24 protein-coding genes and 4 pseudogenes are annotated in these 23,336 nt (G+C 59.4%); 10 read left to right on the top strand and 18 right to left on the bottom strand.

Translation table 11 applies throughout. The features are described 5' to 3' along the window. Positions 1 to 62 precede the first annotated feature (62 nt). Positions 63 to 305 carry a putative sulfate exporter family transporter gene (locus tag A3AY_RS40400; protein ID WP_234913070.1) on the top strand — a complete coding sequence of 81 codons (243 nt, stop codon included), beginning with the start codon at positions 63 to 65 and terminating at the stop codon, positions 303 to 305. Positions 306 to 369: 64 nt separating this feature from the next. On the opposite strand, the gene A3AY_RS0108940 is transcribed toward A3AY_RS40400, so the two are convergent. The 4 genes from A3AY_RS0108940 to A3AY_RS0108925 are packed head-to-tail and all read right to left on the bottom strand — an operon-like array spanning position 370 to position 5,312. Beyond that, on the bottom strand, positions 370 to 1,062 hold the full coding sequence (locus tag A3AY_RS0108940) for a response regulator transcription factor (protein WP_018325337.1): 693 nt from the start codon (positions 1,060 to 1,062) through the stop codon (positions 370 to 372). Continuing rightward, positions 1,052 to 1,441, bottom strand: a complete 390-nt coding sequence (locus tag A3AY_RS0108935) for a response regulator (protein WP_026203256.1) — start codon at positions 1,439 to 1,441, stop codon at positions 1,052 to 1,054. The genes A3AY_RS0108940 and A3AY_RS0108935 overlap by 11 nt, the downstream gene beginning before the upstream one ends. After that, on the bottom strand, positions 1,438 to 2,085 hold the full coding sequence (locus A3AY_RS0108930) for a response regulator transcription factor (protein WP_018325335.1): 648 nt from the start codon (positions 2,083 to 2,085) through the stop codon (positions 1,438 to 1,440). Before A3AY_RS0108930 ends, A3AY_RS0108935 begins: the two co-directional genes overlap by 4 nt. Further along, on the bottom strand, positions 2,085 to 5,312 hold the full coding sequence (locus tag A3AY_RS0108925; protein ID WP_026203255.1) for an MASE1 domain-containing protein: 3,228 nt from the start codon (positions 5,310 to 5,312) through the stop codon (positions 2,085 to 2,087). The genes A3AY_RS0108930 and A3AY_RS0108925 overlap by 1 nt, the downstream gene beginning before the upstream one ends. Positions 5,313 to 5,455: 143 nt before the next feature. On the opposite strand from A3AY_RS0108925, the gene A3AY_RS0108920 reads away from it, so the two are divergent. After that, on the top strand, positions 5,456 to 5,602 hold the full coding sequence (locus A3AY_RS0108920; RefSeq protein ID WP_154663270.1) for a hypothetical protein: 147 nt from the start codon (positions 5,456 to 5,458) through the stop codon (positions 5,600 to 5,602). A 76-nt stretch (positions 5,603 to 5,678) separates the two neighbouring features. Here A3AY_RS0108920 and A3AY_RS0108915 read toward each other — a convergent pair whose 3' ends face one another. Together A3AY_RS0108915 and A3AY_RS40395 are read right to left on the bottom strand one after the other, a co-directional pair. Continuing rightward, positions 5,679 to 7,001 carry an alpha/beta hydrolase gene (locus A3AY_RS0108915; RefSeq protein ID WP_018325332.1) on the bottom strand — a complete coding sequence of 441 codons (1,323 nt, stop codon included), beginning with the start codon at positions 6,999 to 7,001 and terminating at the stop codon, positions 5,679 to 5,681. 611 nt (positions 7,002 to 7,612) lie between these two features. Beyond that, a complete protein-coding gene (locus A3AY_RS40395) occupies positions 7,613 to 7,738 on the bottom strand; it encodes a carboxymuconolactone decarboxylase family protein (protein ID WP_234913084.1) in 126 nt (41 codons plus the stop codon). Between the two features lie 381 nt (positions 7,739 to 8,119). On the opposite strand from A3AY_RS40395, the gene A3AY_RS34840 reads away from it, so the two are divergent. Beyond that, positions 8,120 to 8,962 carry an IS110 family RNA-guided transposase gene (locus A3AY_RS34840; RefSeq protein ID WP_051108326.1) on the top strand — a complete coding sequence of 281 codons (843 nt, stop codon included), beginning with the start codon at positions 8,120 to 8,122 and terminating at the stop codon, positions 8,960 to 8,962. A gap of 219 nt (positions 8,963 to 9,181) precedes the next feature. Here the strand turns inward: A3AY_RS34840 and A3AY_RS39030 are convergent, their stop codons facing one another. Both A3AY_RS39030 and A3AY_RS0108895 read right to left on the bottom strand, forming a co-directional pair. Further along, positions 9,182 to 9,493 (bottom strand): hypothetical protein, encoded by a 312-nt coding sequence (locus tag A3AY_RS39030; RefSeq protein WP_154663269.1) that lies wholly within the window; start codon positions 9,491 to 9,493, stop codon positions 9,182 to 9,184. Between the two features lie 122 nt (positions 9,494 to 9,615). Continuing rightward, complete coding sequence (locus A3AY_RS0108895; RefSeq protein WP_018325327.1) at positions 9,616 to 10,365, bottom strand: glucose 1-dehydrogenase; 750 nt, start codon at positions 10,363 to 10,365, stop codon at positions 9,616 to 9,618. A 57-nt stretch (positions 10,366 to 10,422) separates the two neighbouring features. On the opposite strand from A3AY_RS0108895, the gene A3AY_RS0108890 reads away from it, so the two are divergent. Then, a complete protein-coding gene (locus A3AY_RS0108890) occupies positions 10,423 to 11,355 on the top strand; it encodes a LysR family transcriptional regulator (protein WP_174371921.1) in 933 nt (310 codons plus the stop codon). 92 nt (positions 11,356 to 11,447) lie between these two features. Here A3AY_RS0108890 and A3AY_RS37590 read toward each other — a convergent pair. From A3AY_RS37590 to A3AY_RS41385, 6 genes and pseudogenes are all read right to left on the bottom strand, one after another. After that, a pseudogene (locus A3AY_RS37590) lies at positions 11,448 to 12,124 on the bottom strand (response regulator transcription factor). Continuing rightward, a complete protein-coding gene (locus A3AY_RS0108875; RefSeq protein WP_018325323.1) occupies positions 12,121 to 12,504 on the bottom strand; it encodes a response regulator in 384 nt (127 codons plus the stop codon). Before A3AY_RS0108875 ends, A3AY_RS37590 begins: the two are co-directional and overlap by 4 nt. Positions 12,505 to 12,506: 2 nt before the next feature. After that, positions 12,507 to 13,145 carry a response regulator transcription factor gene (locus A3AY_RS0108870; RefSeq protein WP_018325322.1) on the bottom strand — a complete coding sequence of 213 codons (639 nt, stop codon included), beginning with the start codon at positions 13,143 to 13,145 and terminating at the stop codon, positions 12,507 to 12,509. A 76-nt stretch (positions 13,146 to 13,221) separates the two neighbouring features. After that, positions 13,222 to 14,595 (bottom strand): annotated as a pseudogene (locus A3AY_RS34835) (MASE1 domain-containing protein); the annotation flags it as partial. 532 nt (positions 14,596 to 15,127) lie between these two features. Next, positions 15,128 to 15,475 (bottom strand): alpha/beta fold hydrolase, encoded by a 348-nt coding sequence (locus tag A3AY_RS41390; protein ID WP_420830247.1) that lies wholly within the window; start codon positions 15,473 to 15,475, stop codon positions 15,128 to 15,130. Continuing rightward, positions 15,396 to 15,776 (bottom strand): alpha/beta fold hydrolase, encoded by a 381-nt coding sequence (locus tag A3AY_RS41385; RefSeq protein WP_420830246.1) that lies wholly within the window; start codon positions 15,774 to 15,776, stop codon positions 15,396 to 15,398. Before A3AY_RS41385 ends, A3AY_RS41390 begins: the two co-directional genes overlap by 80 nt. Before the next feature lie 406 nt (positions 15,777 to 16,182). On the opposite strand from A3AY_RS41385, the gene A3AY_RS0108855 reads away from it, so the two are divergent. From A3AY_RS0108855 to A3AY_RS41380, 6 genes and pseudogenes are all read left to right on the top strand, one after another. Then, the gene (locus A3AY_RS0108855) at positions 16,183 to 16,638 is read left to right on the top strand and encodes a carboxymuconolactone decarboxylase family protein (RefSeq protein WP_018325320.1); all 456 of its coding nucleotides are present in this window, start codon (positions 16,183 to 16,185) and stop codon (positions 16,636 to 16,638) included. Between the two features lie 307 nt (positions 16,639 to 16,945). Beyond that, positions 16,946 to 17,863 (top strand): MBL fold metallo-hydrolase, encoded by a 918-nt coding sequence (locus A3AY_RS0108850; RefSeq protein ID WP_018325319.1) that lies wholly within the window; start codon positions 16,946 to 16,948, stop codon positions 17,861 to 17,863. 129 nt (positions 17,864 to 17,992) lie between these two features. After that, complete coding sequence (locus A3AY_RS0108840; RefSeq protein ID WP_018325317.1) at positions 17,993 to 18,745, top strand: SDR family oxidoreductase; 753 nt, start codon at positions 17,993 to 17,995, stop codon at positions 18,743 to 18,745. A 62-nt stretch (positions 18,746 to 18,807) separates the two neighbouring features. Continuing rightward, a complete protein-coding gene (locus A3AY_RS0108835; RefSeq protein ID WP_018325316.1) occupies positions 18,808 to 19,227 on the top strand; it encodes a cupin domain-containing protein in 420 nt (139 codons plus the stop codon). Positions 19,228 to 19,304: 77 nt separating this feature from the next. After that, a complete protein-coding gene (locus A3AY_RS34825) occupies positions 19,305 to 20,207 on the top strand; it encodes a mechanosensitive ion channel family protein (RefSeq protein ID WP_018325315.1) in 903 nt (300 codons plus the stop codon). Positions 20,208 to 20,335: 128 nt separating this feature from the next. Continuing rightward, positions 20,336 to 20,925: pseudogene (locus A3AY_RS41380) on the top strand (DsbA family protein). Positions 20,926 to 21,341: 416 nt separating this feature from the next. On the opposite strand, the gene A3AY_RS37015 reads toward A3AY_RS41380, so the two are convergent. From A3AY_RS37015 to A3AY_RS40090, 4 genes and pseudogenes are all read right to left on the bottom strand, one after another. Next, the gene (locus A3AY_RS37015; protein WP_018325312.1) at positions 21,342 to 21,680 is read right to left on the bottom strand and encodes a DJ-1/PfpI family protein; all 339 of its coding nucleotides are present in this window, start codon (positions 21,678 to 21,680) and stop codon (positions 21,342 to 21,344) included. Further along, a complete protein-coding gene (locus A3AY_RS0108805) occupies positions 21,671 to 21,868 on the bottom strand; it encodes a hypothetical protein (RefSeq protein ID WP_018325311.1) in 198 nt (65 codons plus the stop codon). The genes A3AY_RS37015 and A3AY_RS0108805 overlap by 10 nt, the downstream gene beginning before the upstream one ends. Before the next feature lie 274 nt (positions 21,869 to 22,142). Beyond that, positions 22,143 to 22,391 carry a hypothetical protein gene (locus A3AY_RS0108800; protein ID WP_018325310.1) on the bottom strand — a complete coding sequence of 83 codons (249 nt, stop codon included), beginning with the start codon at positions 22,389 to 22,391 and terminating at the stop codon, positions 22,143 to 22,145. Positions 22,392 to 23,025: 634 nt separating this feature from the next. Continuing rightward, positions 23,026 to 23,336, bottom strand: a pseudogene (locus tag A3AY_RS40090) (TetR/AcrR family transcriptional regulator); the annotation flags it as partial.

Here is a 23,336-nt window from a genome sequence, read left to right as displayed (position 1 = left end):
GCTGTTCTTGTCAGCGCGGAACCGACACGATTATTATGCTGATGCTCGGAACCGTCGCGACAATGCTGTTCGGACTGCTCAGTGCAAAGCTCCTGGGAAAAGACTGGCGTCTCGGCGTGCTGACGAACGGCGCTGTCGCAATCTGTGGCGCTTCGGCGGCTATGGCTATTTCCGCGATCCTGCCAAAACAAAACGATTCCGAGCGGGACCTCATCTTCACCGTTCTGATCGTTACGGTGTTGAGCACGTTGGCGATGATCTTTTATCCTGTCTTTGCCCGGATCGACCATTGCCCAGTTCGATAGTTCGCTGCATCTGCTCACGGCAGCAAGTGGCCTTCGCGTCATTTCGCGGCGACGCAACAGTACCCTAGTTCGCGCCGACCTCGCGCATCGGCGCGGGCAGCGTTTCCCATGCCCGGATCAGCTCGCCGACGGAAGCGACCTCCATCTTGCGCATGACATTGCCGCGGTGCAGCTTGACGGTCACTTCACTGATGCCGAAGTCGAAGGCGATCTGTTTGTTGAGGCGTCCGCGCGCCACTTCATACAGAACTTCGCGCTCGCGTGGCGTCAGCGAATGAAGGCGTTCGACATTGCGCTTGACGATCACGGATTGCTCCCGCCGCGCAGCATCCATCGCAATGCCTGCAATCACAGCGTCAAGCAGCGTTTGGTCCCGTACGGGCTTCGTGAGAAAGTCCACGGCGCCGGCCTTCATTGCCTGGACGGTCATCGGAATGTCGCCATGGCCGGTCAGGAAGATGATTGGCGTCGGGCTGTCGTTTTGGGCCAGATGATGCTGCAGGTCCAGACCGCTCACTCCTGGCATGCGAACATCCAGGATCAGGCAGCCGGGGCTGTCCAATACGTTGGTGTCCAGCAATTCCCTTGTCGAGGCAAAGCAAACGGGCTGGAATCCGGCCGACAGGATCAACTCCGACAGCGCCTCCCGCATGGACGCATCGTCATCCACAATGATGACAAGCGGCTGCTCCGCTTCGATTTTGCTCTGCTGTGACCGCGGCGCCAATCTCCGCACGAACGACTGGTCAACTCTCATGATCATCCTCCATGTTTCGATTGCTCAAGGCGTTGTCCACGGCAGCCAGCAAGACCTCGGCATCGAATGGCTTGCGGAAAAACCCGCTGATGCCTCGGGCGCGATCCTGATCGGCAATCTCGTGGCGGCCGGTGATCAGGAACACCGGCAGCTCCGGCCGCACCTTCTTCACCCAGTCACGAAGTTCAAAGCCGTCCATGCCTGGCATGCCAATGTCGGTGATGAGCAAGTCCACGCCCGACAGCCCGCTGATGAGTAGCGACCCCGCGGACGAAAAGCTGTGGGCAGCATAGCCCGCGGACTCCAGAAGGTCCTCCAGCGACTCGAGCAGTCTTGGATCGTCATCAACAATCGCCACGACAGGTCTTCGCTTGCTCACGCTCCGCTCCCCCCTGTACGGCGCGAGTGGGTGATCGGTATTTCCAATCGCTCCGCGAGACGTACGAGATCAGCGAGCGACGCTGCTGCCATTTTGTGCATCACATTCCTTCTATGGATTTCCAGCGTGACCTCGCTGATCCCCAGCTCAGCGGCGGCCTGCTTGTTGAGAAGACCACTCACCACGAGCGGCAGCACCTCGCGTTCGCGCGGCGTCAGGTCTAGATAGCGTTGCCTCAGCACGCCGACGTCGGCGCGTTCTGATCTCTTTTCCCGATCCTGGGCGATCGCCGCATCAATTGCGGCCATGAGGTCCGAATTACTGAAGGGCTTGGTCAGGAAATCCACGGCGCCGCGCTTGATCGCGCGCACCGAGGACGGGATGTCACCATGCCCTGTTATGAAAACGATCGGCGGATGATCGCCCGCGGCGATCTGCCTCTGCAGATCGAGGCCGTTGATATCCGGCAATTCGACGTCGAGGATCAGGCAGGCAGGGACGTCCGGCTTGTCCGCGCTGACATAATCGCCGGCCGATCCGAACGCGATGGCGCGCATGCCGTGGGAGGCCAGCAGCTCGCTGAGCGCCTCTCGAATGCGTTCATCGTCATCCACGATGAAGACGATATGATCGTCCGTCGTCATCACTCTGCTCCCACTTCATCGGGTAAAGTGAAGACGAAGGTCGCCCCATGCGGTTGGTTCGTCTCCGCCCACAGCCGTCCGCCGTGAGACTCGACAATCGAACGGCAGATCGCGAGCCCCATGCCCATCCCGTGGGCTTTCGTCGTAAAGAACGGCTCGAATATCTTATCAGGAGATTCGACGCCCCGGCCGAGGTCACTGATCTCGGTCTCGACCGCATTTCCCCTCCGACGCGCACGAATCCGAAGGACTCTGTCAGTCGTAATGGTATCCATGGCCTCCATGCCGTTGCGAATAAGATTGACAAGAACCTGCTGGATCTGGACCCGATCGAGCGCGACAGGCGGAAGGTTGCTTTCGACATCAACGTCCATACGGACGCGCCGCCGCGCCGCCTCCTCAGCGGTTAGGTCACGCGCATCCGCGATGACGCTGTCCAGTGCCATGGCATGCCTCGGCTCGACCGACTGCTTGAACAAGGCGCGGATGCGGCTCACGACGTCGGCGGCGGCGTTTGCGTCACGAATGATGCGCTCCACCGTCTTTTGCGCGCGCTCGAGATTTGGCGGTTCAGCCGTGAGCCAGCGCTGGCAGGCGTGCGAGTTCGCAACGACGGCCGCTAACGGCTGGTTCACCTCGTGTGCTATCGAAGCCGAAAGCTCAGCAAGGCTCGCCGCCTGACTCGCACGCGCAAGGCTCTCTTGCGCCAGACGCAGCTCTCCTTGCGCGCGAACCTCACCGTCGATGTCAAGGCAGACGATGTTCCACTGCACGATGGCGCCTTCGGCGTTGCGCATCGCCGCGGCGCGAGTATCGACCCAGCGATATTCGCCATCGAAGCGCCGCAGACGGTGCTTCCGGGCATACGGCTCGCCGGTGGACAATGAATAGGCATATCTCTCTTTGACACCCGCCACGTCGTCGGGATGAACACCGGCATCGAGTGTGCCGGCCAAGCGAGACTTCCCTGTTCCGTCCAATTCTTCAAGCTCATACCCGAGGAATTCGCGGAGCTGCCGACTGCGATATAACGGCTCGCCATCCGGCGCAGCGCAATCGATCATTACCGGTAGCGTTTCAACGAGCTCCCATAGCGAGCGCTCTCTCTCGCGCAGTGCCTCCTGAGACGTCACCAAATCGTGGATATCGACGTTGGCGCCGTACCACCGGATGATTCGCCCACTCTCATCGCGGAGCGGATCCGCACGCCCCTCCGTCCAGCGGTACGAACCATCCCATCGGCGGTTGCGAAATTTCAACTCGAATGCTTCACCCGTGCTGAAGGAGTGGGTTAGGGCGCGCTCCAAAGGAATCCTGTCGTCAGGATGGACGATGGTCTGAATTGCTCCGGCTAATCCTTGCTGGGCATCAAAATCCTCCAGTTTCAGGCCGATATAATCCATCATGGTCTTGTTGATGTATGCGGGCTCGCCCCCCGGCGTTACGCACCAAATCTGTACTGGCACTGTGTCAATGAGTTGCTGAAGCTGCCGCTCGCTGCGTCGCAGCGCCTCCTCGACGCGTAGCTGATCGTCGATGTCATGCGAGAGGCCGTACCATTGGAGGATGCGCCCGCTCTCGTCGAGCAGCGGCTCCGCGCTGCCTTCGACCCAGCGGTAGACGCCATCCGCACGCCGCAGGCGATACGTCTTGGAGAAGCGCTCGCCGGTTACGAACGAATGGTTGAGCGCTTCCCTAAGGCTGGCCGCATCATCGGGATGGACGGCGGCTTCTATGATGGCCGCCAGCCGGCTCATGCCCGGCTTGTCTGCATCTGCCATGTCCAGGCCGAGAAAATTTATCAGGCGCTGGTTGAAGAAGGTCGGCTCGCCTTCCGGACTTAACCGCCAGAGCAGGCTCGGAACCATGTCCACGAGCTGAGAAAGCTCCCGCTCCCGGTCGCGCAGCGCTTCCTGTGCGCGCATCTCATCGTCGATTTCGATGGAAATTACATACCATTGCGCAATCGCTCCGTGTTGATCCCGCAGCGGTTCCCCGCGGCCATCAACCCAGCGATATGCGCCGTCCGCACGGCGCATTCGATATTTCATGGAGAAGGGGTCGCCAGTGGCGAAGGAATGGCGGGCCGTCTCCAGTAGTCTAATTGCATCATCGGGATGGACGAGGCCCTGTATGACTGCAGCCAGTCGGCTCATGCCAGGCTTGTCCAAATCCCCTACATCCAGACCGAAAAAGTCTATCAAGCGCTTGTTGAAGAAGGTCGGCTCGCCTTCGGGCGTCAGACGTCTGATCTGGACCGGAACCATGTTCACGAGCTGCGACAACTCCCTCTCCCGGTCGCGCAACGCCTCCACGCTTTGGCGCAATGTGAGCACCGCCAGCTGATGCTGCCGGGATATGGCGGCCACGATGAGCGCCGAAAATGCCGAGACGGCCAGAAAAAGCTGCAGCATGACCTGGTTATGCTTCCGGGACTCAGGATCTCCGGCAAATTGGCTGGCGCCGGATATCGTGAATACTGCCGTGATCACAGCGAGGAGGGTCAAGCTGACGGCGGCGCCTTTGAAATCAAAGCGCACTGCGGCCCAAAGAAGAGGCGGCATGATGATGTAGGCGAAGGGCAGGTAACCGCTCAAGGAAAGGGCAGCGACTCCAAGAAAGATCAGCCCCAGGACACTAGCTTCCATCCATTGCGCGGCGGAGAGCTGGGCCTTGCCGTGCCAGTTCTGCAACACGACCAGCGTCAGTGGTGCCACGATCAAGACTCCGGTTGCGTCTCCGATCCACCAAAGAGGCCAGGCAGTTATGAAGGATTGCGATTGAATGCCAAACCACGCAAGTGTCGCGCTTCCCACCGAAGCGCTTATGACTGGCGCAATTCCAGCGCCCAGTACCACGAATGCGAGAACTTCCTGCAACGTTTCCAGCCGTACCGGCCGCCCGCAGATCCGGATCACCAGCCATGCGCCGGCCGCCGCTTCAAGAGCGTTGCCGGCGTAGATCAGGACGGCGGCAGGCAACGGACTATGGAACCACAGGAAATTGCTAAACAGTTCCGCCAGAAGGCCCCCCAGCACCCACCACGGCCAGCTGCGCCTGGAAGCGAGGACAAGGGTAGCCATTAAAAGCCCGCCCGGAGGCCAGATGGAAATACCTGTTCCGGGTACGATTGCGAGCGACTGAGCGAAACCGCAGCCCAGAACATACGCCGCGACAAAAAATCCCAGATGCAAGAATTGGGGGCGGTGCGACCAGACGCGTATCATTGGCTTCTCCTGCCGGACAAAGAAAACCTTGGGGCTATCAGCGCGCTTCCTATAGCACTTCTTCTCCAAAATCTGACCTGGCGAACTCATACGCCCACCCTAATCCTGCCATGGCCCAACCGCACCTCATGGAAATCCATGAGATGAAGTGGATCTCTGCGGATCTGATCGGCGGATCCACACCAAGAATGCGCAACTCGGTCGACGTCATGGTGAACATGACGACACTTTACGTCGATACACCCGAGGCCTTGCATGAGCTCCCGCGACAGCAAGTCGAGTTGCGGTAAAAGGCCAAGCCGCAACAGCGAACGACCACCGAATCTGGCGGCCCAGCAGAGCGTCCCGAATGAACTCGTATTCTTATCAGTGAGATGGCCTACTATTTCGGCTGAGCACTCTCCAAAATGGACGTTTGATTTCGACAAGTGGCCGGCCGGGATCACCCGCCTTGAGACGATCCCTTAATAAAGCAACCAGGTCTTTTTGAATGGCCGAGTCAGACAAGAAATAACTATGGCCCGCAAAGCCCGCAGTTCCCCGGTATTCGATGAAGTCGGCGATGCCCGATAGCTGCGAATTTTTCAACAAAACATTCAAGTCCGCCTCCTCAGAGCTGACGCTGGTTAGACGCCCCAGTCGAACAACGCTTCCGAACAACCCGCTTGAAAGGGCTAGCGCCTTGTCATTGGGGGATGAATATACTGTCAGATGCAGCGAGCCTATGGGTGGCAAGAGGCCGTAGGGGGTTGCTTTTGCTCCGAAGGGCGTATCGGGATCAGACACGAAGCCGAACAATTTTGTGGTGGCAACATCCAGATCTATGTCAGAAGCAAATAGCACCACGTTGCTGATATTGTAGCGCTCGTTAGGGGAAGACCGGATAGTGTATGCTTCCATTCCAAGTTGATTTAGGGCGGATAATAGAACGTCTGCGCCGCGGCTGTGCGCGATGAGGTGGAGACGTTTGACACCGTTGGTCCTAGAGATGATACGAATAGCCTTTTTCATATCCGATACTGCGAACTCGCCGGATTCACGATCGATATTGTAACCATAGAAAGCGCCGCCCGATCCGCCGGCTGGCCACGAAAGCAACACGCACACAAACTCTGCAGATAGGGTATTGCATATCTTACCAGTGGCTTTCGCGGCATCGTCGAAACTATTGTTATAGCCATGAATAAAAATGACCGCTTCCTTGCGTTTCGCCAACGCAAGCCGCCGGCTCACTTCACCCCGCAACGCCGCGGCTGCCCGTATATGGGCAGTCACAGTTGCGGGTACCCGCCGAGGCCCAAGACGCGTGAGTTCAATCGGGTATGGCGACTGCGGAAATTCTCCTAGTTTGGTCGTGCGTGAAACATGCAGCGACGCGTCACGCTGTCCAGCCGGCCCGAGCAAGCGCGACCGTTCGCGAGCAAGCGTAACTGAACCGAAGCTCATTGAACGACCCCTGAACGAGCTGAAGGAGAGTTCGCCATTGGCCGAAGCGGTAGGCGCCCGGTCAGTCACGTAAAGCAGATTGAGAAGATTATCCTTATTAATGTGAGAAACGGCAGTTTCTGCCCCAGCCGGCAATTCGCCGACTAGGCCTCTTGAGCAGGCCGCAGGAACGAGAATGCACGGTAATAAGAAAAATAAAGTGGCGAACATCCGCAATCGCAGATTGGATGCGTCAAAGCTCATAGGCATTATTTCCTCCAGTTCGTCTCCAGAACTTGGGCCCGCCTTCGTCATTGGTTGGGGTGTCGGGCACCATGCCGATGCGCCGTTCTAGTAACAGTTCTCGATTCGATGTGCCTGCCGAGCCTCATGAATGATCCACCGCACGTCGTCCGCGACGATGTTATCGCGCCTCATCACGAGCTGGACGATGGGGTCGGCCAGCATCTCTTCGAGTGTTAATTCGGGGCTCGTGGTGCCCATAATATCGTCCCCTGGCCGATTCGGGCTCGCGCGGCGGCGTTCGGCCGGCAGGTCTCGACCTCGATGTGCCTCCCTGGCATCATAAATGCCCCGCCGCACGTCATCCGCGACGGCGTTATCGCGACTTATCACAAGCTGGATGATAGGGTCGGCCAGCATCTCTTCGAGTGTTAGTTCGAGGCTCGTGGGGGCATGATGTATTCCCCTGACAGGGCTCGAGCTCGCCGGCGGCTCCGATCGTAACCCGCCGAAGCATTCAAGGGACGGTCGCCGAAACAGTTCCGCTAGTCCATCCCCCGGTGCATGGCCGTTGATGATATTATATGTGGCGGTCGAACTTGGTGCTCGAAAGCGCTTGCCCTCTGCACCGGTCAGACGTTGCATGGATCGTCGAAGGCTGGAGGGCAAACTGGTTGTAACCACCTTAATTCCTTGTGCAAATGAATGCAAAACACACACGAATTGATCTGTGAGGCGCGCAGCTTGATAAGGTGCAACAGCTTTGGCTTGTCTCTTGCAATCGGTGCGATCAATCTTTGGAATCGGCTTCAGGTAGGGTTCAGGGCTACACATCCTGCTTAACGGCTCGAGGTGGTCTTGTATGAAAGATGACGCAATGGACAGTGTCGTCGCTATCATTCGAACCGATGTTTGCTGTCGACAAAGGCGTAGTTGGCCCTAGACCTTCCGCCAGCCCGCCCTAGCGACCAAGCTAGCCGATCCGGGATACGGGTATAGTAAGCTCTGTGAGCTATTCGTTCTCGAGCCTTCCGCAGCGGGTCTTGGCATCAGTGTGCTGATGCTGATTGCAGAGTCGTGACGACGGTGAAGCCACCATTGTGGACAGCATGCGCGGCGGGGATGGTCCGCCGATCTGAATGGAAAGATTCCGCTATGCCAGCCCGCTTCCGAGCCACGTCGACCTTCAATCAGTCGCCGTCAAGCGGCAGAAGAACGACGCAGTCGATGCTGAGGCAATCGTCATTGCGGCTCGTCAACCTGAAATGCGTTTTGTCGAGCCGAAGACCGCTGATCAGCAAGCGCGGGCGGTTCTGTTTCGGGCGCGTGAACGTATTGTTCATCAGCGAACGGAATTAGTGAACGCTCTGCGCGCCGTTCTCTACGAATATGGGCAGGTCATTCCCCAGGGGATTGGTCACATCAAGCGCATTGAAGCGATCCTCGACAATACTGAGATGGGCCTGCCCGAGATTGTGCAGGAGGAATGCCGCGACCTTCTGGCTCAGATCGGCGAGAAGACGGCCCGGATCGAAGAGAAGACCAGGAAGCTCGCGGAGCTGTCTCGGCGAAGCGGAGCCGCGCGCCGGCTTCAGACCATGCCGGGTGTTGGACCCTTGACCGCGTTGGCCGTCGAAGCTTTTGCGCCGGCGATGCAGAGCTTCCGATGCGGTCGTGACTTTGCCGCTTGGCTCGGCCTCGTTCCACGACAGTTCTCTTCTGGTGGGAAAGAAAGGCTTGGCCGGGTGTCGAAGGCTGGTCAGGCCGACATCCGCAGGCTCCTGATCATCGGGGCAATGGCGCGCCTGAGTTGGGCGGGTCGCAAACCGCCAGTACAAGGATCGTGGCTTTCGCGGATGCTCGCGAAGAAGCCGCGCATGCTGGTGGCGATCGCACTGGCGAACAAGATGGCTCGGACAATATGGGCCATGCTGACGAAGCAGAAAGATTATCGAGACCCAGCTCTGGCAATGGCGGCGTGAAAGGAAACTGCCGCGGATAACCAGGACTGGCAAAGAGGTGTGAGAAGTCGACGACCTGAATGGGCGCATGATCGAACCGATCGGGAACGGGAAAACCAGTTTGGCATTTTGAGCCTGCAAGCTCGGGATTAAGATTTGGACCCGCTCCGCAGATCACCATACCGGCCAGCGGCCTTTGCAAGCGCCGCAACGAAAGGCCTGACAGAAGACCGCACTCGATCACACGTCAAGGAAGGTCAGAAACTTCTTGCCAAACGGGCGGCAACCACAGAAGTGCCAAACGACAGCTGCTGCGCTGAAGCTGCGGGACGCGGCGGTCGTCAGCGAGGCTCCCGCCGGCCGGCCCTTACTGAGGCCATCGACTATCTTCGTGTCGTTCATTCCGGCCGCAAGTGCGCCGGGCCGCCGCCAACAGCTTTTGCACCGAAGGCATGGCAGGCCCCGCTCAACACTGCCGATGGCGGCGTCGATCTGACAGGATATGGGCTCGGCATCCTGGACGAACTGCGCCGCGACATCTTTCAGGTTCACTCACTGCGGTATACCGATCCGCGCAAGGGGCTGTTATAAGGTCCGGCAGGGGAAGCGGCCCGTCCGACGGTCTGCCGCACCGTCGGCGTGTCCACCATCGCTGACGAAGAACTCGGGCGTTTTCAAGCCAAGGTCATGCCGCCGTCGGCATGAAGTTCGACCCCGTTTACGAAGCTGCCCGCGTCGGAGGCGAGGAAGAGCGCGGCGCGCGCCAGCTCCTCCGGTCGTCCCATCCGCCCTGCCGGGATGAGCGACGCCATGTGATCCTCGAATGCAGGGCGTTCGGCCTCCGATACGCCGAGCTTACCGAGGATTTCCGTCTCGACCGGCCCTGGGCTAAGGATGTTGACGCGGATGCGCCGTGTCTTGAATTCGATCGCCCAATTCTTAGCGAAGGCGGCGACGGCGGCCTTTGAGCCGGCATAAACCGCGTGGTCCGGCAATACCTTTGTCGCCGCTAGCGAACTCGTAACGATAATGCTGCCGCCATTGCGTATTAGAGGCGCGATCGTCTGGACGCCGAAGAACACGCCGCGCGTGTTGATGGCGAAGTGCCGATCGTAATCGTCCGGCATCACATCGGCGGACGGGGTAAGATTAATGACACCGGCGTTGGCCATGTAGATGTCGAGTCCGCCGAAGCGGTTCTTGACAATGTCGGCCAGCTTGCAGTGATCTGCGAGGTCGGCGACGTCGCCTACGAAACCGATGGCTGAATGGCCGATTTCGTGCACGGCCCGGTCGATGACGTCCTGCCGCCGGCCGGTGATGACGACCTGTGCTCCTTCTTCCGCGAACAGCCGTGCCGTTGCCTTGCCGATGCCGCTATTGCCGCCGGTGATGACGGCGACCTTGTCTTTGAGGTGCTGCATTGTTTATCTCCTTTCAACGACATTGAGATAAACGCTGCCACCCCGCGTCGTTAGACCATGGGCGGGCACATTACCTGTGCCGCGGAGGTGCAAATGCCAAGCCTATTAAACGAGACATCGGGATTAATGGCTTTCGTGCGAACGGTGGAAGCCGGCTCGTTCAGCGCAGCGGCGCGTGGTCTGGACACGACACCATCCGCGGTATCGAAGAGCGTGGCGAGGTTGGAAAGGAAGATCGGCGTCCGCCTTTTCCTGCGTTCCACACGTGCCCTCACGCTCACCCAGGACGGTCAGATTTTTTTCGAACGCGTTGCACCACTATTGCGGGACCTGGACTCGAGCGACGAGGTGATCAGGTCTGAAGTCGCGCCTTCCGGCCGCCTACGCATCAGCTTGCCCAGCGAACTGGCGCCTCTGCTGCTGCCGCGTCTGTTTGCCAGCTTCGCAGCCGACTATCCGAACCTGCATCTCGATATCGGTCTTACGGATCGGTTCGTCGATCTGATCAGGGAGGACTATGACGTGGCACTGCGCGCAGGCAATCCCGCACAGGGGGATCTTATGGTTCGCCATCTGGCCGAGCTACCGATGGCGATCGTCGCGTCTCCGGCGTTTGTAAAGACCTGGGGCAATCCTACAACCGCCGAAGCCTTGGCGGCTTTGCCCTTCGCCCGCTATGCGCTGGGCGGCGTGACACAGCCCCTGCGTCTGGCGGACGGGACGAGCTTCACTCCCTCCGGACGCGTCGATTGCGACTCTGGCGCCGCGCTCATTCAGGCTGCACTCGGCGGGTTAGGCGCAGCCTATCTTTTGCGGTGCCTGGTCGCGAAGGAACTGGAGGCCGGCACGCTTGTCGCGCTCGCGCCGGGGATTGCGTTTCCCAGGCTTCACTTCAATGCCCTGCACGCCTTTGGCCGCACGGTGCCCTTGCGCGTAATGCTATTCTGCGACTTCATGACCCGCGAGGCAAAGGTCATCGAAGCGATTTGAGCAAAGACCCACCATCGCTAACGCGGGAATCCATGCGGACGCGGAGCGAGCCTGAGGCCAGCCCCCTTCGGGTAAATGCCGGATCGGTCATGTCAAAATTGGGGTCCGCTGGCGTCGCGCATCGCCGGGGGCAAGGTCTCCCATGCCCTGATCAGCTCTCCGATGGATCCGGCCTCCATCTTGCGCATGACGTTGGAGCGATGCAACTTCACCGTGACTTCACTTATGCTGAGGTCGAAGGCGATCTGCTTGTTGAGGCGCCCGTGCTTCGCGCAGGATCTCGCGCTCGCGCTGTGTTAACCTCTCGAGTCGCTCGAGATTGCGCTTGACGATCAGAGCCTCAGTCCGGCGTGCCGCATCCAGCGCAATACCAGCGCTCACGGCATCGAGCAGCGTCTGGTCACGCACAAGCCTTGGTGAGGAAGTCTACAGCGCCCGCCTTCATTGCCTGAACCGTCATCGGTATATCGCCATGCCCGGTCAGGACGATGATTGGCTTGGCATTGCCGCTCTGACCAAGTGGTGATGCAGATGCAGCCCGCTCGCACCCGGCATGCGCACGTCGAGGATCAAGCAGCCCGGGCTGCTCAATATGTCGGCCCCGAGCACTTCGTGGGTCGAAGCGAAGCTGACAGGCGAGGATCAACTCCGACAAGGCTTCCCGAACGGCTGCATCGTCATCGACTATGATAACGATCGGCTCGCTTGCGCCACTTCCGTGCTGCGGTAACAGCGGTGCCGATTTCCAGGACGGTTGGTCCACTCTCATGTCACCCTCCAATTTCTCGATTTTTGCAAGGCCTCTGCGATGGCGACGAGCAGGGCAGGGGCATCGAAGGGCTTGCGGAAAAAGCCGCCGATGCCCTGGGCGCGGCCCTGGTCTGCGATTTCGTGGCGGCCGGTGATGAGGAAAACCGGCAGTTCCGGACGTGCCTTCTTCACGATGTCACGAAGTTCAAAGCCGTCCATGTCGGGCATGCCAATGTCCGTTATAAGCACATCCAGGTCTGCCAATCCGCGGACAAGCAAATGCCCGGCCGACTGGAAGCAGCAAGGCCCATAGCCCGCGGATTCCAGCAGCTCTTCCAGCGACTCGAGCAGCCTTGGATCATCATCGACAAGCGCAATGATAGGTTTCTTTTTATCCATAGTTAGTTCCCTCCCGGCCGGCGCGAGTGGGTGATCGCTATTTCCAATCTCTCTGCGATACGCACGAGCTCGGCGAGCGATGCTGCTCCCATTTTCTGCATCACTTTCCTTCGATGAATTTGCAGCGTGACTTCGCTGATCCCCAGTTCGGATGCTGCCTGCTTGTTGAGGAGACCGCTCACCACGAGCGGATGCACCTCACGCTGTCGTGGCGTCAATTCGAGATAGCGTTCCTCGAGCATGAGTTCGGCTCGTTCCGAGCGGTTTTTTCGATCGTCGGCGATCGCTGTGTGGACTGCGGCCATGACGTCGGTCTCGCTGAACGGCTTGGTGAGAAAATCCACGGCGCCGTGCTTGATCGCCCGCACCGAGGACGGAATGTCGCCGTGCCCGGTAATGAAGACGATCGGCGGATGATCCCCCTCGGCGATCTGCCGCTGCAATTCCAGGCCGTTGATATCGGGCAATTCGACGTCAAGAATCAGGCAGGCGGGAACATCCGGCTTCTCGGCGTTCACATATTCGCCCGCCGACCCGAAGGCTATGGCGCGCATTCCGTGGGCCTCCAGGAGTTCGCCGAGCGCTTCCCGGATGCGTCCGTCATCGTCCACGATGAAAACAACATAGTCATCCGCCGTCATGGTGCCGCTTTCGTTGCAATCGGTACGGTGAAAATGAATCGCGCGCCGTGCGGTTCATTCTTCTCGGCCCATAGATGGCATCCACCCGCGTCAACCCGATCGGCATATAGTGGAACAAATCGCGGTAGCGGCGCTCGCTTTGCTGTAACGCCTCCAGCGCGCGCACCTCGTCGTCCATGTCGATAGAGATTGCGAACCATTGCATTATGGTTCCGTCGTCGTCGCGTAGCGGTTCAGCCCTGCCATCGACCCAGCGGTATACGCCGTCCGCGCGGCGCATACGATATTTCAAGGTATAGGGTTCTCCGGTGGCGACGGCCTTGCGCACCGCTTGTAACAGGCCATTCGCATCATCTGGATGGACAAGAGTCTCAATGTTTGTCACGAGCTGGCTTGTATCTGGCCTGTTCAACTGTTGCAGATCAAACCCGAAAAAATCCACCAGGCGCTTGTTGAAGAAGGTCGGCTCGCCTTCGGGCGTCAGCCGTCTGATGTGGACTGGGACCATGTTCACGATCTGCGAGAGCTCTCGCTCTCGGTCGCGCAGGGCTTCCACACACGCGACTTGGTGCTGCCGGGATATGGCGGCCACAACCAGGGCCGAAAATGCCGAGATCGCCAGGAAAAGTTGCAGCATGATCTGGTTGTGGCGCTGATCCTCGGCATTTCCGGCGAACTGGCTGGCGCCGGATATCGTGAAGATCGCGGTTATTAGCGCGAGGAGGGCGAGGGTAACGGCAGCCCCCTTGAACTCAAAGCGCACCGCGGCCCAAAGCAGCGGCGGCATGATGATATATGCGAAGGGCAGATAGCCGCCGAGCGAAAGGGCCGCGACGCCGAGAAGGATAAGTCCCACGGCACACGCTTCTATCCATCGCGCAGCCGTTAGCTCGGCCTTGCCGTTCCAATTCTGGATCACAACCAGCGCGAGCGGCGCGACGATCAAGACCCCAGTAGCATCCCCGATCCACCAGAGAGGCCAGGCCCTTACGAAGGTTTGCGACAATATGCCGAACCAGGCAAGCGTCGCGCTTCCGACCGTCGCGCTGACCACCGGGGCAACTCCAGCGCCCAATACGACGAATACAAGAACTTCCCGCAAGGTTTCCAGCCGAGCCGGCCGACCCAAAGCCCGGTTTACGAGCCACGCCCCGGCCGTGGCTTCGAGCGCGTTACCGGCATAAATCAGGACGGCGGCAGGCAGCGGGCTGTGGAACCACAAGACATTGCCGAATAGCTCGCCGAGGCAGCCGACCAGCACCCACCACGGCCAACTCTGCTTGGGTGCGAGGATAAGGGTTGCAATGAAAAGCCCGCTCGGAGGCCATATGGAAATGCCTGTTCCGGGTACGATCGCAAGTGCCTGTGCGAAGCCGCAACCCAGGACATAGGCCGCAAAAAATAAAACCAGGTGCAGGAGTTGGGGGCGGTAAGACCAGACGCGCGTCATCGGCGGCTCCTGCAGGGAAAATGAAACCTGGGCGGCGCCAGCATATCGAATGGCTAGTCTCGATAGCAGCGTCAGCGATCCCGTGCCGTACACTATTCGCGCCACTGCACGGCCGCAACTTATGGAAATCCATGTATTGGCGACAATGCCGTCGCTTGGCCGCCCTGGTGGAAAACTGTCAATCCTCGATAATATCCGACATCCGCTTGGTGGTTCCTGTCTCAGTCCAAAAGCCGCAAGGGCGTGGCATCCTCGTTGAAGTCCGTCGAGTTGCGAACGAGGATGGCGACCGGCGGCCCCGGAAAACTATTGGCTGCGGGCTGTGCGAAAGTTTAGCTGATCGCATCGAACGACTAGGGCGTTTGTGCCAGTGTATCGCGGCTACCAGACGCCAGCACGTGACATTGGGTGGGCGATCCATTCTCGGCTGGTAATGGTTGAGCCAGTCCTGAATGCCGACGCCAGCCGAGTTCAGGAACCGTGCCCGCAATTTCGTTTGAGGAGAACTTCTCCGGACCGACAATGCGGCTGTTCACCGAGCGGATGCCGCTACTTCGATGAGAGCGGTGACTTCGCCGGGATGCGAGACCATGAGCGCGTGCGAGGCCCCGTCGACCACGACAGTCTTGGCGGCGTGTGCGCGCTCGGCCATGAATTGCATGACTGCTGGCGGAATGTTGCGGTCGGCAGACCCGTAGATCATGTAGGAGGGCAGCAGCTTCCAAGATGCGGCACCGGAGGGTTCGACGAGTGCAGCCTGGGCGACCGGACGCTGCGCCGAAGCCATCAGCGCCGCCTTGTCATCTGAGACGTCGGCGGCGAACTGGAGATGAAATTTGGACGGCTGGATGTAGAGGTCCTGCGTACCATCGGGCAGCATCACGGGTGCGAGCGCGCCGGCAAGCGTACTGCCCGGGAATTTGCCGGACAGGGTGAGGCTGGATTCGCCGAGTGTCCGGCATGAAACCCGCGACATAGACCAGGGCCTTCACGTTCGGATTGCCGTTTGCGGCTTCGGTGATGACCGGTCCGCCATAGGAGTGGCCGACCAGAACCACCGGTCCGTGGATGGTGCGAACGACCGCCGCGACGGATGCTGCATCGGACGCGACGCTGCGAAGCGGGTTGCCGCGATCGCCAGGTAGCCATCCTTGGTCAGGCGGGCGCTCACAGCATCCCAGCTCGACGATTCGGCATAGGCGCCATGAACGAGAACGATTGTCGGCTTGAGATCGTGGTCTTGGGACTGCGCGCTTGCGACGGTCAGCGTGGCGATCGTGGCCCCAAGCACCAAGGTTTTGATAGTTTTGAGCATCTGCTTTCTCCTAACGCCGCGGTTGCCGGGAGAATGCGTGGGTTTGCGGCCGCAAATCACTCTACGTGGGACAGGCCCATCCACTGCCGAAGTATAGGATGAGGTGGCCCAAACGGGTGAGAAACCTGATCGATCGGCGAGGCTCAGCTCCGTCAGATGCTAACCGGAAGCGCATTCCGGCCAGGTGGATGATCCGCGATGCCGTGGATAAGTGGTGATCCGGGCGACCCGCGTGGCTTCGACCCGATCGCAACCAATCCACGGAGAGCAGGATGACCAGACGTTTGAACATATTGGCCAGGAAGAATGACGGCATCGATGGCGTCGCCGCCGTCGAAACCTGGATTGCCAAGAGCTTCGATCCCAAATTAATGGAGCTCGTCAAGGTGCGGGTGTCGCAGATCAACGGCTGCGTCCATTGCCTGCACATGCATCGTCAGGACGCGCTGAAACAGGGCGAGCCGGAAGAGCGTGTGCTTCTTCTGAGCGCCTGTCGCGAATCGCAGCTCTACAGCGACCGTGAGCGCGCAGCACTCGCCTGGGCGGAGTCGTTGACCAATATCGCCGCGAACCGTGCGCCGGATGCAGATTATGAAATTGCCCACAGCGTCTTTTCGGAAGACGAACTCCTGGCGCTGTCTATCGGCATCGCCATGATCAATGCCTGGAACCGGCTGGCGATCGGCTTTCGGCTGCAGCATCCGGCAGACCACAAGCGCGCCGCTTGATCGCCGAGCGGACGCGAACGCGCCGGGCGGATTCAGCCGCCCCGGAAAGGTCCAATGCAACGCGCCTGCTCCTTGATTCCAGCCTCTTCACGAAATCTCCGCTGCGGCCGGCCGCACTGAGAGCATAGGCTACCCTATCCTCAGGTATGGCCATTCCTCTTCCTTGGCAGGATCGACCGCCAAACGTGCCTCAAGATAAAGTTCGCGCCGTGGCTTGTAACCGACACGTTTCAATCACGCAAAACAGGAGCGCATCATGTCGCAGCCAGAAACAAAACCCCGTTCGATTGCTAAGCAGGAGACAGACATGAACATGAGTAACCCCGCACAGGCCGTTAAACCAGGCCCCGACGAGCTGGTTCCATCGCGCTACGCGTTGAAGATCGGTGACATTGACGTTTTGGTGGTCAGCGATGGCGTATTGCCGCTGCCGACCAAGATGTTGGGATACAATGCCGACGCGGCCGACCGCGCGGCCTGGCTGAACGACATGTTCCTGCCGCCGGACGCTTTCGACTGGGCGCTGAACGTGGTCGTAGTGCGCAGCGGCAAGCAGACCATCCTCATCGACGCCGGCCTCGGGCTGGACCCGGAATTGAACCTGCCGCGGGCCGGGCAATTGATCAAGCGGCTGGAGGCCGCCGGTATCGACCTTGGATCGGTTACCGACGTGGTATTGACCCACATGCATATGGACCATGTCGGCGGGCTGCTCGTCGACGGGGTGAAGGAGCGGCTCCGTCCAGACCTGCGGATCCATGTGGCGACGGCCGAGGTCAAATTCTGGGAGGCTCCCGATTTCACTCACGTGTCGATGCCGCCCGGCTTCCCCGACGCGCTTCGCGCGGCCGCCAAGCAGTTCAGAAAGGAATACGAAAGCCGCCTGCGATTGTTCGATGATGAGTACGAGGTGGCGCCGGGCGTGGTCGTCTCTCGAACCGGCGGCCACACACCCGGGCATAGCGTGGTCCGCGTGGCATCAGGCAAAGACCGGCTGATGTTCGCTGGCGATGCGGTATTCGCGGTCGGCTTCGATCACCCCGACTGGTTCAACGGCTTTGAACACGACCCGGAAGAAGCTGCGCGCGTCCGCGTCCGTCTTTTGCGGGAGCTGGCGGAGACCGGCGAGCTTCTGGTGGCCACCCATATGCCGTTCCCCTCGGTTGGCCATGTGGCAGCCGATGGCGACCACTTCCGTTGGGTACCGGTCTTCTGGGACTACTGACCGCTTATTGGTTCAGCGCGCGGCTCTGCCGACAGATTCACGGCTTCGACAGGGCCAGCCTGGACCAGGGGACCACCTTCGAAAACGACAACAACGCGGCGCGCCGAGCGGCCGTGAATGGAGAAGCTCATGAAAATCGTCATCATTGGCGGAACCGGCCTGATCGGTTCAAAGACGGCCGATCGCCTTCGCAAGCAAGGCCATGAAGTTATTGCCGCCGCCCCGAACACCGGCGTCAACACGATCACGGGCGAAGGTCTCGCCGAGGCACTCGCCGGCGCCTCCATCGTTATCGACCTCGCAAACTCGCCGTCCTTCGAGGACAAGGCCGTGCTCGAATTCTTTGAGACATCGGGGCGCAATCTGGCGGCGGCGGAAAAGGCCGCCGGCGTAAAGCACCACATCGCGCTTTCCATCATCGGCGTTGATCGCCTGCCCGACAGCGGTTACATGCGGGCCAAGGTCGCGCAGGAAAAGATCATCCGTGAATCCGGCATTCCCTATACGATCGTCCACTCGACGCAGTTCATGGAATTCCTCGGCGGCATCGCCCAGTCCAGCACCGTCGGCGACACGGTGCATCTGTCGCCAGCCTACGTCCAGCCCATCGCCTCGGACGATGTCGCCGACAACATGGCCGCCGTTGCGACGGCCGCGCCCATCAATGGCATTGTGGAGATTTCGGGGCCGGAGCGTGTCCGGCTGAACGAACTCGTTGGTCGCTTCCTGAAAGCAAAGGGCGATGCTCGGAAAGTCGAGGCAGATCCGGAGGCTCGCTACTTCGGCGCCAAACTGGAAGATGGCTCGCTCGTTTCCAACAACAATCCTCGCCTCGGCCGGATCACTTTCGAGCAATGGTTCGCAACCTCTACCCGCAACTGAATGGATGACGGTGTGCCGCCTCATGCGGCGCACCATCCGGCTCTCAAGAAAGGAGTTTCACTATGATCAAGTTAATCCTCACTGCCTTTACCATGACGGCTCTCTTGTCCGCTGCCGCCGCTGCTGGCGATGCCGGTAGCAAGGATGCTAAGGTCACGCTGGTTTACGAACACGAGTTGCCGAATATTACGGGCAAGAGCATGAAGGGCGTTCTTGTCGAATACGGTCCCGGAGGCTTCTCCTCGGCCCACACGCATCCTAACTCGGCCTTCATTTATGCGACTGTCCTGGAAGGCGCGATCCGCAGCCAGGTCAACGACGGTCCGGTCAAGACCTACAAGGCGGGCGAGAGCTTCTCCGAAATGCCGGGCGATCGCCATGGTGTCAGCGAAAATGCCAGCGAGACCAAGGCTGCCAGGCTGCTGGCTGTTTTCGTCGTCGACAGCAGCGAGAAGGAACTGACGTTCCCGCTCAAGAAATAGGCGAAAGGGCCAACGGCCGTCTGCGGCATTTGGCCCCTTTCCCAATCGTTAAAAAATTACCGCTGGTGAGCTCGGCCATGTTCGGCGAAGACCATTTCCTGCCGCTCGTCCTGATCAATATTCTGGGGATTGCCGGCATTCTCGTATGGCACATTCAGGGGCGTAGCCGTCCGACCGGGCGCCTGATCGTGCAAATTCTGTTCTTCGCCACGATGAGCCTGGTGCTCGGCCTGGGCAGAATTTCGCCTTACAGGCTCGACCAGGCCGAGCTCCAGGGCGCCGGCATCTTGATTGCCAAGTCCGCGAGGATCCTCTGGTGGACCCATCTTGCCTGGACGATCATCGGCTTCGTACACATCTATGTCGGCCTCAACCGCAGGCCCCGGGAGGCACATCTCCTGCAGGACCTGGTCGTCGCCGTCGTTTATCTCGGCGTGGCGCTGTCGATCATCGGCTTCGTCTTCGGCGCACCAATAGGCCCTTTGGTTGCTACCTCGGGCGTGGTCGCCGTCATCATCGGCCTGGCGCTGCAGAATACGCTTGCCGACCTCTTTTCGGGGATCGCGCTCACGCTCGGGCGGGCCTATGTCATTGGCGACTGGATCCGGCTCAACGATGGCACGGAAGGGCGCGTCGCCGAAACCAACTGGCGCTCGACGAATCTGCTGACCAGCGCGCACAATGCGGTGGTGGTACCCAACAGCGTCTTGGCGAAGCAAGGGGTGACTAATCTCAGCCGTCCTGACGAAACGCACTGGATTGCGTTTGCCGTACACATTGCCGCCACCCACGCGCCATGCGTCGTTGAAGAGGTCATGCTGGGTATTCTGCAGAACTGCGAGCGAATCGTTAAGATTCCGCCGCCGGCCATCGCGTTCAAAGCGATCGATGCGATGGCGATCGAGGTCGAGCTGCAGTTCTGGGTGGCGAGCCCGGCGAGCCGGGCCTTTCCATCTGAGGACAGGACGCAGACAGAATGACAGCCACGGCCTTTCCGATTTTCGCCGTTTGCTTGCGCGGCATGATCCTCGCAATCGCCGCACGCGCCGTCGCTCTCGGCCCCAATCCATTCGCACAAGGAGAAATCTGATGTTCACCCTGCAGAACCATTCTGACGGCCACGGTCGCGACCGCCGCCGCCGTGCTTGTCGGAGGCCGATCATCCTTCGCCCAACAATTGATCAAGGAGGAGGTGTTTTTCGACAAGGACGCGCACCGTCCTTGGCAATCCGAAGGGCGATGTCACCATCGTCGAGTTCTTCGACTATCAGTGCCCTTACCGCAAGAAAGTGCATCCGACGGTCGAGAAGGTGGTCAAGGCCGACGGCAACGTGCGGCTCCTGCTGAAGGACTGGCCGATCTTGGGCGAAGCCTCCGTCTTCGCCGCACAGGCAGTCCTTGGTGCCACAGATCGGCAAATACCAGCCGGCGATGGAGGCGCTGATGAAAACCAAGGCGAGGCTGTCGCAGGACGACATCGAGAAAGCGCTAACCGGGGCGGATCTTTCGATGACGGAGCTGACCGCAACCCTGAACACGCACAATGCCAAGATTTCCGGGCTGCTCGACCGCAACTACAGTCAGGCACTCGCCTTCAATTTCGCCGGCACGCCATCCTTCGTAATCGGTTCGGCCATCATTCCCGGCGTTCTAGATGAAAAAGGACTGAAGGACGCCATCGCCAAAGCGCGGGGCTGAAGCACGAACGATCCGGATGCATCGTAGTTACGTGTGGAATTAGGAGTTTCGGGAAAGCCGCAGCCTGCCCTAGGCACTGCGAAGAATGAATAGCAGAGCGCCTACCCCACCGTGATTTCTGTTCACCGCCCCGGCGGGCGCGAACGGTGCCTCATCGACGGAAGTGAGCTCGGTACTGGGTAGGGCCGGTGGCGCATTGTGTCCGGATTGGCAAAACCGCAGAGCGCTGCAACCCTTTGAAGCAGGTGTCAGTTTCTTCAAGAAGGCGCCTAGCTGCGTCAATCCGCGCCACTCAATGAAATCTCCCGGTGTGGTCCCCGCCTCTTCTTGGAAGACGCGCGAGTGATTGCGCATGCTCATTGACGCTTGTCGAGAGATAGTTTTCAAACTTAAGTCTGAAGAAAGGTTCTCGAGAATCATTTTTGACTCGCCGCATTTCTTCCGTCCGTCGCTACCTGCGCTGCTAGATGCGCGCTAAACCGCGATTGTCCGCCACGGCGTTTTAGAAAGACTACCAACCTTTGTGCCACAGCTAGTGCAAGTTCTCTCCCATGGTCGTCCTCAACTAACTTCAACGCAAGGTCGATACCGGCAGTTACCCCAGCAGAGGTATAGAGCGGTCCATCTACTACAAAGATCTGGTCCGGCACCACGGTAGCCGACGAGAAGCGCTCGGCCAACACCAATGCATGCTGCCAATGAGTGGTTACTTGGCAGCCATCGAGTACTCCGGCCTGCGCCGCGATCACGGACATCCCCCAATGCTCACCTCTCGGCCATCGGTCATTGAGATAAGCTGAACATCATAAAGCGAAACGGCTGCAAGACGGTTCGCTTCCAGGAATACGTCAACAAGGCCCGAGACGTCCAAACTCTGCGCCATTTGCGGAACAACAACAGCCATTACTTTCGGACGTTCTACCACATCCCGCATCGAGATCATTCGCTCCTCAGGATCAGCGGCCGCAATCGACCAGATTTTGGCCTATTTTGACGTATTCCGCTCATTGATGCCACGCGTTTACTTTGCTGCGGCGCGAATTGTCAGATCTGCTCAATGACCTGCGCCGCAGTGTCGGTGGATGGTTGCCTGGAAGACTAAGCCTAGCGACCAATCCAATGGTCAGTGGCCCGGAAAGCCTGAAATGTTCGCAAATACGATGCGGCGATCGCCGCCCAGAGCGCGAGCGGCAGAACGGCCACCCCCGAAAGTGGAACTATTTCACCGGCTCTATCGGGTTGCTCAGCCGATGTGCGCGTGGAGCCCTCTGCGTGCTCTTCAACGATCTCGACCCTATCGCCCATACCTTCGGCGGTTCGCTGTCAATATTGGTTGCGATGTCCTGAACGCCGTCGACTGTGTCACTTTGCCCGCCCACTAACAAAACGGTTTCGTCGACTTCGGGGCCGGTCGGCTCGACGATCTGCAACGGAAATGGTTCTCCAACCTTCGGCGTCTTTGCCATTTTTGTCTTCCTTCCATGGATTGATCGTGATGCGATAAGACCATATGCGCGGTATGTGTTTCCCTTGATGAAGAAAGGATGTTGGAAATTTTGCCTGCAAGGCGCCTGCAGCGCTGCGCGATATTCTCGCTTCGCTTGACATGACGGACGGGCCTGTTCGTCAATAGGCAGCCCTGCCCGCCCGACGTGCCGAGGTCAGGCTCAAGTCACTCGGTGACAGCCTGTCGGACGATATTGACGACATTACTGCCTTAATACTGGTCTTGCCACAGCGGCTGGATTGTCGAGGCGTCTTCTCTGGTATTCTCATTTGTGTCCCCGACCGTAAGTAGAAAATGCCTACAGGACATCCCTGGGTCAAGGCGAGTGGCCGGTAACATCTGGTCGGCGACTAACCCTCTTCGGGGCCAGTAGCGGTCTGCGCTCAAATTGCTCTCCTTGAAGGGATCAGAACCTACGACCCTGTTGTTACAAAAGCATCCGTCGACAATTCCCCATCGACTCGGCCTGGATGGAATGACCGACTTGGGGCCGGTGCGGTCTGTCCACGTTCAAGATCCAAACTGCGGTAGCGGCAATTCATCAACGGATCGGAGGGTTGCAACTCGCGACCCTGAGGCCCTTAGTAAGTAGACTAGGCACTCCGGTGATTGAGAGAGTGCCAAAATGCTTCCAGTAGGGCGGCAACTCCGCTTTCAAAGTCTGAGAGCATTGCCTCATTCGAGGATTGGTGCCCTATGCTTCGATTCTGGACAGCCACAGCAAGGGCGGCTCCATGCGTGTAGTCGACAAGTATATGCGTCCAACGCAACGAATGCTCGGATGAGGAATCGCGTGCGCTCAAAAGGCTGGTCAGCTCATCAGTTATCCTCTTGGCGTGATCAGGAAAAATGGCTGGCCGGGCAAAGATTGCCAGGGTCAAGGCAGGGTAGAGGACTACCTTTG

Origin of the sequence: Rhizobium giardinii bv. giardinii H152 (assembly GCF_000379605.1) — a bacterium.
Lineage (GTDB): Bacteria > Pseudomonadota > Alphaproteobacteria > Rhizobiales > Rhizobiaceae > Pararhizobium > Pararhizobium giardinii.
This window is presented reverse-complemented; position numbering and strand designations above follow the sequence as displayed.